An 11,338-nucleotide genomic window follows, 5' to 3' on the forward strand; every position below is an offset into this window, starting at 1 on the left:
AAACCAAATTACTGTCCGTTCCAAAATCCGACGCGGAACTCCCGCACATTTGTATATTTTCTTTGAGATTATAGGCCGGGCTCTTAACATTTTGAAAAGGGATTTTTTGGAAAGTATAACTTTGCGCGGTTTTAAACGCGAGCGAAAAAGAAACGGAAAAAACAAACGAACCGGAACGCACGTTTTAGGGGTCAGTGGATAGAAATCAGGGTTCAGTTACATTTTCCTAATAGAGGGATCAGACTTTAACAAAGGTTAATTTTCCTTTTCTGTAAATTTACTGAAATCTGATTCCTGAAATCTATCCACTAGAATGGGAGTTCTCACATTTCAGTTGTTAGGCGGAGGATTCTTCCAAGATTTGTTCTCCGAATTGGATGGTAAGAATTTTTTCCCGTAACGTAAACAGAAGATCCGGATCTTCCAGTTTGGTTCCGTTGGATGTTTGAAGGTAAAAAGAATCAAACGCATAATCGGCGCTTGTCGAAACTCTCAAATAACGCACTTTTAGATCCAGATGAAGAATGATCTGAAGAATTCTATAAACCAAACCGACGACGTCCGGCATTCTTACTTCCATGATCGTTACATCCGGAAGATCTCCGTTGTAAAACAGAACCGATCGATTGACGATACTTTCCGGAGCCGGTTTGCGGGGATTCCAATCCGTCCTTTGAAAGGCGATACTTTCTCTTTTTAAATTTCCGGAAGAAATCGATTTGAGTTTGGCTTCGATGCAGTTCAGCTTTTCGTGCGAAAGATTTCCGCCTCCCGCCGAATCGGTCAACTGAACCGTCGTGATCCAATATTCTCCGAGAGTATAACTTTTCATTCCTAAAAGGCTCAGGCCTTCGGAAGAAACGGCACAGGATAGATCCAAAAGAATTTCAGGTTGATTGGCCGTTACAACGTCGATCGTCACGAAAGCAGGATCTTGTTCCGTTTCGAAAATCATTCCTAACGCCGGGTTTTGAGCAAGTGTTCCGATCGATTTAAAATTCCTGAATATTTTACGATTGGATACCGTGTTGATATACGAAGAAGGAGACACTTCGTTCGCGAACGTTACGACGGATTTAACGATCTCTTCGTTTAAACCTTCTTTAGCGACGAGGTAGTTCCTTAAATTTTCCAATTGAACGTCGCGAGTAGGACCGTCTTCCTCAAAATCGTCCTTGGGGTCGGTTACAAGATAAGGAATCGTATTTTGATAGAGAGTATTCAAGATCGAGCTTTTCCAGTTGGTGAGAACGCCCGTCCCCACGGACTTTGTGTCGATTATCGTAAGAATATAAAGTTTTCTTAATCTTTCTCTGCTTCCTACGATTTTCGCAAAGTCCAAAATCAACTTCGGATCGCCTATGTCTCTCTTGGAGCTCAACTCGGACATAAGAGTGTGTTTTTCCACGAGAAAACGACAGAGATCCGTATCCTCTTCGTCGAGCCCGAGTCTGTCCCCGACCGAAACCGCGAGTTCGGCTCCGTATTCCGAATGGTCTCCTTCTTTCACTTTTCCGGCGTCGTGTAATAAAATTGCGAGAGCCAACAACTCTATCTTGGAACATTCCCGATACGCTTTTTGAACTTCTGCGTCCTGAAATTCTCCCCGATCCAGAAGATCGAGTTCATGCAAAATCAATAAAGTATGTTCGTCTACGGTGAACTCATGATGATAACTGAACAGCGGAAAATTGGTGCATGCCCCGAACTCCGGCAAAATCGCGCCTAAAACGCCCGATTCGTGCATCAACTTCAAAATATTTCCTCTCCGAGAAGGGGTTCTTAGAATTTTTAAAAAGTCTTCGTTCACTTCGGGTGAATACTTGAAGTCGTCGTCCAAAAAATTCGCCGCAAATCTGAATTCGTTTAACAAAGTTCCGGAAATCTGCAGATTCTTTTCCTGAATCATTCGAAAAGAACGCATAACGTCCCTATAAATCGTATGCGGGTTCGTAAACAACGTTCCGGTTGCGGGCGGAAAAACCGTGTCGTCTATCTTAAAAAAGTGAAGATCCTCGTAAGGAAAACTTTCTCCTTTCGAACTTTTTCTTTTTTCGACGATGGAGTCCAAATACGTGCGGATAATGAAATAGATATTCTTCTGATGGTGATACAATGCGTGCATGAATTTTTCTACGGAAGAAAGCTCCTCTTTTTTTCCGTAACCCAAATACTCGGCGACTTCTTGTTGAAGACTCAGGTCCAATCGATCCGTCTTTCGAGAAGTGATCCTGTGCATCGCGGTTCTTGTGCGTAGTATAAAATCGTAGGCTTCCTGAAGGAGTTGGATTTCTCCTCTTTGAAAAACCGGTAATATGGACAATCCTCCCAGAGAAGGCAGATTTCGGACGGGTTTTTCCATCCAAAACATATACTGGATGTCTCGGAGCCCGCAGAGATCCGTTTTCAGATTCGGTTCGCTTAACAAAATGGGGCGTTCTTCGTTGAGAAACCGGGAGGTTAAAATTTCTTCCTTGATTTCGTTATAACGTTTGGTCCATTTTACGGGAATTTTCTCCAAAAAATTCGTTTTAAACTTTTCGAATATAGTTCTCGATCCCGCGAGAAAACGGGCGTCCAAAAACGCGTGATAAGAAGACATATCATCCAGATATCGAAAACATTCCTTGATCGTTCTGCAGGAATGTCCGACTTCCTTTCCTGAATCGTAGAGATAGGTGTTGATCTTGGAGATAATCGATTCCAGTCTTTGTTCTTTGATTCCGTTGTGCAGATACAATAGGTCGATATCGGAATGAGGAGCCATCTCCATCCTTCCGTAACCGCCCATGGCAACGATACAGAGTTCGTCTCCGGATTTTAATCCGACTTTGGAACTTTCAAATTTAGAAAGGATAAAAGAATCCACGATGTGAGTCAGTTGTCTGGATACGAGCCGACCGCCCACGTTTTTACTCTTTTCCAAGAGTCTCTGAAAACTGTATGTGATATCCAATTGTAAGGGCATATTACGTTACGAAATAGATTCTTATTTTCTTAATATCGGACTTATCGGAAGCGTTTGATTTATAGAAAGAAGGAACGGATGACTCTTTTCTAAAATCGGCTTTCGATTCTACATTTGAAAACGACGCGGTTTCCGTCCCTAAAATTTCTGCTTCTCATTGTCAACTTCTCTTAAATTGATTTTAATTATTCCGACAAACTTTTACCGTAAAAATTTTCTTGTTCGAGACTTTTAGTTCGTTCTCCGTAAAATTCGGGAGATTTTTTATCCTTCGTATTTTTACTTCAACTTATCACCCGGCTTCGCATCCTTGTGAGGAACGAACAAACTCAAGGATTCTCCCTCTCCGGAAGCGAGCAACATCGCCTCCGAAATTCCGAACTTCATCTTTCTCGGTTTAAGATTGGCGACGACGACAACTTTCAAACCTTTGAGATCCTCCGGTTGATAAGCGACTTTGATACCCGCAAAAACGTTTTTAATCCCGAGTTCGCCGAGATCCACTTTTACGTTCACGAGTTTATCTGCGCCTTCCACCGGACCGGCTTCCACGATTTGACCGACTCTCAGTTCCACCTTGGAAAGTTCTTCGATCGAAATTTCGATTCGTTCTTCCTTGCCAGAATTGTCGGAGGATTTGGGAGTTTCTTCCTTTTTAGGGAGTTCGGATTGTTTGTTTTCTTCCAACATAACTTTGATTGCCTTTTCATCCACGCGTTTGGTGATCATTTCGTACGGATTTACTTTCGTTTTTTCTAATATTTTAAAGATATCCAGATCCTTAAATCCGGGAGAATCTTTCAGATTCAACAACTGGTAAATTTGTTCGGAGATTTTAGGAACCACGGGGTAAAGGTAAATCGCAAGAAATCGACTCGCATTCAGCGTCGTCGTCACGACTTCCCTTGCCTTTTCCGGATTTTCCTTGATGAGCTTCCAAGGAGCGTTGTCGTTGACGTAACGATTTACCCGGTCGCCGAGACGGGTGATTTCCCTCATCACTTTCGCGTAGTTTTTTTGTTCGTATGCAGCTTTTATAATATTCTGAATCGAATCCTCTCCGGAACCCGTCGTTTTTACGGACTGGTTGAGAATTTCCTCGAGTAAAACGCGGCCTTCCGGAGGAACGGTTCCTAACGTCCGATCCAACGCATCCAAAATCGTGGTCGAAACCCTGGAAACGGAATTGATCAAATTTCCCACGAGATCCGCGTTTACTTTATTCACAAAGTCGTCAAAGGAAAGATCGATATCGTCCATTCCGGGACCTAATTTTGCGGCCAAATAAAAGCGAAGATGTTCCGGATCCAAGTGTTTTACGAACGTCTCCGCCTTGATGAACGTTCCGCGGGACTTGGACATTTTTTCTCCGTTCACGCCGATAAAACCGTGTACGTGAACTTTGGAAGGAGCCCTGTAACCGCTTCCTTCCAACATCGCCGGCCAAAATAAAGTATGAAAGTATAATATATCCTTACCGATAAAGTGAACGATCTCCGAACTTCTATCTTTCCAAAAAGAATCGAACCGATTCGGATCGTTCGGAAAATTCTTTTCAAAAAAGTTTTTGGAGGAAGCCATGTAACCCACGGGAGCGTCCAACCAAACGTAAAAATATTTATTATTCTCGCCCGGAATTTCAAAACCCCAATAAGGCCCGTCTCTGGAAATGTCCCAGTCTTGCAGCCCTGCATCGAACCATTCCCTTAATTTTTTTATAACACCTTCGGATTCGGAAACGACTCCGCTCGTTTCCACCCAGGATTGCAAATCGAAATCCGCATTCGGGAGGGTCGCGTGTTTATCTTTGAGTTGCGGCGATTGTTCGTTTTTCTTATGAAAGTTTCCGAGTTTGAAAAAGATATGATCCGAGTTCTTAACGACGGGAGAAGTTCCGCATAAGGCGCAGTGAGAATCGATCAAATCTTTGGGGCTGTAAGTCGCTCCGCAAACCTCGCAATTATCGCCGTACTGATCTTTGGATTTACAATTGGGGCAAACACCTTTGATAAAACGATCGGGAAGAAACATCCGATCCTTTTCGCAATAAGCCTGTTCGATACTTCTTCTCGAAATATGACCTTTCTCTTTCAGTTTCAGATAAATATCTTCGGAAATTTCTTGATTCGTTTTGGAATGTGTGGAATCATAATTATCGTAACGAATTCCGAAAGAAGTTAAGTCTTGACGGTGTTCTTGGCCGACTCTTTGGATAAGTTGTTCGGGAGTAATTCCTTCTTTGCGCGCCGCCAACATCACGGGGGTTCCGTGTGTATCGTCCGCGCAAAAGAAATAACATTCGTTTCCGATCGCTTTTTGAAAACGAACCCAAATGTCCGTTTGAATTCCTTCCAACACATGGCCCAAATGAATCGGTCCGTTTGCATAAGGAAGAGCGGAAGTAACCAATATCTTTCTTTGAGATGAAGAAGAGTTCACAAAAGTCAGGTTCTTAAAATTTAGGTCAAAATCAACGTCTTTCTTTTCGGATTTTCATTGCAAAATCAATGGTTCGGATAGAATTTTCTGAAAACCTGGAGGAACTCCCGATGCCAATGGAGAATCTTTCATCCCTTGCAAGTAAAGTCCTGCCGGGGCATGAATTCTATGAAAAGTTCAGAGAAGAAATGAACCCGGAGCAGGAAATATTCCATCTGAAGATGAACTACGCGAAGGTTCTCGTCAGCATTTGGTCCTATTCTTGTATGGCCGACGGAATCTTTCATCAAAAGGAAGGAAGTCTGGTCGGGCAAATGGTGAAAGCGCTTTTCGAAGAAGGTTGTATTTTCTTCGATCATCAAAGCGAAAAAACTTCCATCATCGCCGAGTTATCGGACGTGTTTGAAAATCCTCTTCCCGTAAAAACGGTTCGTAATTTTTCGGATGGGAATCCGATTATGGCGGCCGGGTTTTACGAGGACGCTTGTGTCATCGTTTCGATGGACGGGGCTCTTACTAAAAAGGAAAGAGAATTTTTGGACGATCTCTCAAAGGAGCTCGAAATATCTTCGATGGATAAGAAGAATATAGAAAGCAGAATTCTTGGGAAAAAGAAGTAAACGCCTCTATTGAAAAACGATCATCTTTTCTTTTCGGTTTCCTTTAAAACCGACGATTTTTCCATTCACAAAGAACGCATAACGCGCCTTCCGTTTGGCGCGGCCTTCTCACGCGCGTAAAATCCGTATGAATTGGTTTTGGGAAACGTTATTCTATCTTCTTATCGGTTACGCCGGTATTCAGTTTTTGGTTTCCGGTCCCGTTCTGCAACTCCTCGTTAATTTTTTTTCGTTTCGTCATTTCAAATTCCGATGGATCTCCTCCGGAATTCTACTTCCGGTCTTTTACGTAATCTCCAAAAATTGTACGATCGAATTTCCCGGAATATTAAAAACGGATCAGGTTTATGCGAGAGTTTCCTCCTTAAATCTGAAGATCGATTTTTTTTCCCTCTTTAAGGGAAAGTTGAGAATTCCCTCTTCTATATTCAAAAATTTTCATATGGATTATACGAACATCATAAGTCCCCATAAAAAAATAGGACTCATGCCAAAACGCGGAAAAATCGTATTCCAAAATATGAAAATAGAAAACGGATCGATTTCCATCGTGGATAAAACCTTAACTCCCACGTATTCGATTCAACTGCACGATATAGCGATCGAAGGCGGATACATGGATTCGGGTTCCCCTCTTGAAATTCTTTTTAGAACCAAAAGCGGATCCTGTAGACTCGGCAAAAGGGGAACTCTCAAAATCGGCGTTTTAGCCGGAGAAACGAGAGGATTTTTATCTTTAAGCGACATCACTTGGTCGGAACTCGCGGGGTTGCAGGTGATTCCCCTTCCGTTTCTCAAAAATAGGGTTCGGATTTATGTGGAATTCAAACATATCAATTCGGAGGAAACGACAGTGGAAGGAACTCTGATTCATTTCGCTCCGCATTCTCAGGATAAACCCGAACAGAGTTATCCGTTTCATTTTACGATTTTATGGCGGAATTATAACTTACCTTTCGATCTCGCGCTTAGGGAACTCGTTTTGGAACTGTTTCTAAAGATCAAATTGAAAGGTGTGATGACAAGGATGCTTCAAACGGTCGCAAAGGGATTATATACGATCATAGGAAGAAATCGTTCTCACCGTCACGACCCGCGCTAAAATCATCGCAAAGTTTTTTAAACTCAAAACAATCCACGCCGATCGGTTTCGCTGCGGACCTCTTTTCCGTTTCGGGTAACGAGACCGCGTCGTTTTTCGATCCTCGTCGCGGGAATTTTTTGAGGACGTTAAAATCCTTCATTTTCCAAAACGGATCGGATTTCCGATCCTTTGTAAAGTTTTCTAACGACGTTTTTTCGTCAAAGTGCTGTTAGATGGAATGCGAATATCTGGAGCGCAAGTCTTGCATTTCATCTTCCTTATTTTTGTAATTCGGAAGATTCTCTTCTCGGAACGCCTTTGGAGATTTTTTAGCTTCTTTCAAAAATGCTCTGTGAAAAGCGGAAGAAGAGCTGAATCCGACCGCCATTCCGATCGAAAGAATGGAACGATCCGGTTCCTCAAGAAGCATAACTTTTGCCTCTTTCACTCGATGATGATTGATAAAGGAATTGAAATTCATTCCCATATGTTCGTTCAAAAAAGCGGAAAGATGATGTACGGACAGGCCCATCTCCGAAGCTAAAGAGGGAAGGCGAAGTTCTTCATCCAAATGAATCTTTTCATTCTGCATCAATTCGGTGAGTTTGCTTTCTACTTTTTCAATGTTGAGATCTTCCAAAAGGGATCTTTTTTCCTGAACTGAATCGCGATGGGAAAGATGTTTGTCCGTGTTGTTTTCTCCGGCCGAATCGTCGCTCAATAGAAATTCTTTTTGAGTTTTTTGAATATCGGAGATCATCGAAATACATTCGCTCAAGATAATCGGAGAAAGGATTAAGAAGTAATAATTGATCGTGTTGATCGGCTCGATGATTTTGGAACCCTCGAAATAACGGAACACTTCCGTAAGTTTGATAACGAGTAATAAACCGATGGAAGGAAGAATTTTGATCAAAGTTTCTTTGTTTTTCGAAGAACGCAAAAGGATTAAGGTTTGGAATAGAAGATAGACGAAAAACAAAAAAATTCCTAAAGATACTATCTCGGAAAGATTAGGAATTTTGAATTCATCGAGCAAATCCCAAACGACGACAATGGCGGCGGTGGAGGCAAAACTGCGAAGAAGCAATTTTCGAAGGGCCGTAAAATCCGCGTAAGCATACGGAAAATTGCCGTTCTTAGCGCTTGCGGCGAAGTTCATAAAAAAGAAAGCAACCGCTACCGAAAAGTAGGCGTAAAAATATTGGGCCAACTTCTTTGCGAGTATATTTTCCGAAATAAAAATCGTGGCCGTAAAAGACCAAAAAACACAGGACATTAAGAAAAACAGCACCGGAGAGCCGATTTTTCTTTGTCTATTTTTTTTGAAAAACCCGAATGCGGCAATCATAAAGTATAACGTTGCCGCTAAAGAATAATATTCAACCTCTTCCACATCCGAATCCTTTAGTTGTTTTTGTTTCCTATTTTTCCAGAAACTTTTTTTTACGGGATGGAAATGTTTTCTTTATTTGGTAGTTCAAACAATTCCTTCAAAACGAATTTCTCCATTCGCATAAGCGAACAGCTTTACCCGTATTTGTTATAACAAGGTGTTTTCAAGCTTTTGCTCGTTTTTTATTTTTTGAGAATTATAAGTTGTAACTTTCTTAAAAAAAATCATGATTTGGGAAGATTTTATCTTTTTGTTTTTAGTCAAAACTATTTAATTCTTGGGGAAACAGGATTTCGCGTAAGGATTTAGAATCCTTACTGAATTATAGGAAAGTCGGCCGCAGAAATTCTAAATTTTTTTAAAATCGGTTCCGTAATTCTTAAAATAAAAATGAATTTCACGTTAGTAAATCATTCACTAACGCGTTTTAGATGTCAGTGGGAATAGGAAAACACCGGTCAAAGAGATGAACTCAAACACGTTGCTCCCATACGGGTCGCAACGTGGGTCAATGTCTGACAGGCAAGATCAGTCCTTTTAAAGTCCTTACATCATGTTGACAGAAATCAGGCTGCTTGATGAACAAAATCGGGAGTTAAAAGACCTAAATGCTGATGAAGTCGAACATTGTTGTAAAGAAAAAGATCAGAGTTCAAAAGTGGCGCCGACATTAACCTGGCGAAACGGACCGACTTGAATTCCTTCGGGGATACGTCCGGAAATGTAACGAGCGTTGGCCAAGTTTTTACCCGTTATAAAAACACTCCAACGTTTGATAGGGTCCTTATAACCGAAGGAAGCGTTGACGAGTCCGTATGCGGGTATGTTTCCGGTCTGACCCGAGCTATTGGAAGAAATATTCAAATATCTTAATGCTTTTTTGACATTAGAGTCCGTGATCAAGTCCGCCCAGTAAACCGCATTTGTGTTTGTGTCATCGTGATATTGGGAGGAGAAATATTGATACTCCGTTCTCGCGTAAAAACCCTTCGGATGAATGAATCCGATTGCAAGAGTCGCAGTATCCTTGGAAACGTAAGGAACGTAATTTCCGTTTTTATCTTTTTGGGTGATCGCAAAATCGATCAAAGATTGATTTGGGGCGATCTTCGAAACGTCGATGGAATATTGATTGATTCTTGCATCGACTCTAGTGTAAATCAAATCGATCGGAAGTTTAAAAGAAGCGTCGAACAATGTAGCCGGATCGAATGTGATGCTCGATTCAACACCGCGACTGTATGTTTTTCCTCCATTCTTAAGCGAAGAAGTCGATACGTTTCCGACAGTGGCGGAAGAGACGATGATCTGATTGATGTAGTTCAGATCGAAGTAGGTCACCTGAGCATTTAAGGTTTTTGTAATATCTCCTCGAAAGCCGGTCTCGTAGTTATAGGAATATTCCGGATCGACTCGATTTATAAGTCCCGTGTTATTGAGAGCCTCCTGATATCGCGGAGGTGAAAAACCTTTGTGGGCGCCCGCAAACCAGATCAGATCCTTTCGGATATCGTACGTAAGACCGAGACCCGGGATCACAACGTGATACACATTTTGGGTCTCCTTGTCCACTTCCTGAGAAGAGGATTTTTTGGTAATCGGATCGCGAACCTGCTGACGAAGGATCGATCTGTTCTGGGTGAAAGTTTCGTAACGAACGCCCGGAATGACCGAAAAAGAATCGTAGAACTTAAAGCTGTTCTGAGCAAAACCCGCAACGGACTTTGTATAATTGACTTCGTGATCCCTTAAGGTCCCGGATTTAGAAAGAGAATATTCGGAGGAAGCGGCGCCCGTCGGCGGATTTTCAAAACCGTTGCCGTAGATCGCATAATCGGGAGTAGACGGTCCGTCTATGTATTTGATGTCCGCAGTTTCGTAGTGGTAACGAAGACCCGCGTCGAGTTGATTTTTGATTCCAAAAAACTGAAAGTCTTGTTGATAACGCGATTCAACTCCTACAAATCGGAAAGAACGATCTCTATGCCCGATTTTGTCCAACATGTAAATGGTGTCACCGGGGCGGTTCACAAAAGGTTCGGTATCGTAGAATTTGATTACGTTATCCGGAGGTTTATTGAAGTAAGAACCCGTGTTTCGAACGTAGTTCTGTCTTGCCCAGTTTCTTTCCGTATAAGCCGCGTAAACTTTTGTCACGAGTTTGGAATGATCGGTGAGCTTCCATTCGTGGCCGATGTCTCCGGAATATCTCTGGAGTTTTCGTTTATCCTGTTCCGCAAAGTTGGAGGAAGGATTGTCCCAAAATTGAGCGGTCGTCAGACCGAGGTAAGTCATGTTCGCGTCTTGGGCGGTGGCTAAGAATTTCGAAGTAAGAGTGTGTTTTTCATTCAGATCGGTTACGGACTTAAAGGAAAATTCATGCAATCGAAAGTCTTGGTGATCCCTGAATCCGTTGCCTTGTTTTCTGAGAATCGAAATGTCGATTCCAGTATTTCCGAAAGTTCCTCCGTAAGATATTTGAGAAGAAAAGAATCCGTAAGATCCTCCTTGTGCAGAAACGGAAAATGTAGGTTCTTTCGAGGGGCGTTTTGTAATGAAGTTGATCACTCCTCCGATTGTGGAAGGTCCGAAAAGGATCGCCCCCGATCCTTTCACGACTTCGATTCTTTCCATACGATCGATGTTAGGCGTGTAATATTGTTCCGGCGCGGAGTAGGGATTGAGAGAAGTAAAGATTCCGTCTTCTAAAATGAGTACTTTTCTTCCGAGATCGTTATTTACTCCTCGAAAGCCTATATTTAAAATCAAACCCGTATCTTGATAGCGGATCGAAGCTCCGGGAACTCTTCTCAAGACTTCCATGGAATCGA

General features: G+C 42.1%; 6 protein-coding genes. 2 read left to right on the forward strand and 4 right to left on the reverse strand.

Annotation, left to right across the window (positions count from 1 at the left end):
* Positions 1-337: 337 nt before the first annotated feature.
* Both LEP1GSC194_RS17635 and metG read right to left on the reverse strand, forming a co-directional pair.
* Positions 338-2,968, reverse strand: a complete 2,631-nt coding sequence (locus LEP1GSC194_RS17635; protein WP_020774857.1) for a [protein-PII] uridylyltransferase family protein — start codon at positions 2,966-2,968, stop codon at positions 338-340.
* Between the two features lie 279 nt (positions 2,969-3,247).
* Positions 3,248-5,407, reverse strand: coding sequence for a methionine--tRNA ligase (gene metG, locus LEP1GSC194_RS17640; RefSeq protein WP_036043621.1), 2,160 nt, complete (start codon positions 5,405-5,407; stop codon positions 3,248-3,250).
* Between the two features lie 116 nt (positions 5,408-5,523).
* On the opposite strand from metG, the gene LEP1GSC194_RS17645 reads away from it, so the two are divergent.
* Positions 5,524-6,027 carry a hypothetical protein gene (locus LEP1GSC194_RS17645; protein WP_020774865.1) on the forward strand — a complete coding sequence of 168 codons (504 nt, stop codon included), beginning with the start codon at positions 5,524-5,526 and terminating at the stop codon, positions 6,025-6,027.
* Between the two features lie 127 nt (positions 6,028-6,154).
* On the forward strand, positions 6,155-7,129 hold the full coding sequence (locus LEP1GSC194_RS17650; RefSeq protein ID WP_020774848.1) for a hypothetical protein: 975 nt from the start codon (positions 6,155-6,157) through the stop codon (positions 7,127-7,129).
* A gap of 211 nt (positions 7,130-7,340) precedes the next feature.
* On the opposite strand, the gene LEP1GSC194_RS17660 is transcribed toward LEP1GSC194_RS17650, so the two are convergent.
* Together LEP1GSC194_RS17660 and LEP1GSC194_RS17665 are read right to left on the reverse strand one after the other, a co-directional pair.
* On the reverse strand, positions 7,341-8,507 hold the full coding sequence (locus LEP1GSC194_RS17660) for a helix-turn-helix domain-containing protein (RefSeq protein ID WP_036043626.1): 1,167 nt from the start codon (positions 8,505-8,507) through the stop codon (positions 7,341-7,343).
* Between the two features lie 645 nt (positions 8,508-9,152).
* The coding region (locus LEP1GSC194_RS17665; protein ID WP_036043641.1) for a TonB-dependent receptor family protein at positions 9,153-11,338 on the reverse strand (2,186 nt) is incomplete at its 5' end.

Source organism: Leptospira alstonii serovar Sichuan str. 79601 (assembly GCF_000347175.1).
Classification (GTDB): Bacteria; Spirochaetota; Leptospiria; order Leptospirales; family Leptospiraceae; genus Leptospira; species Leptospira alstonii.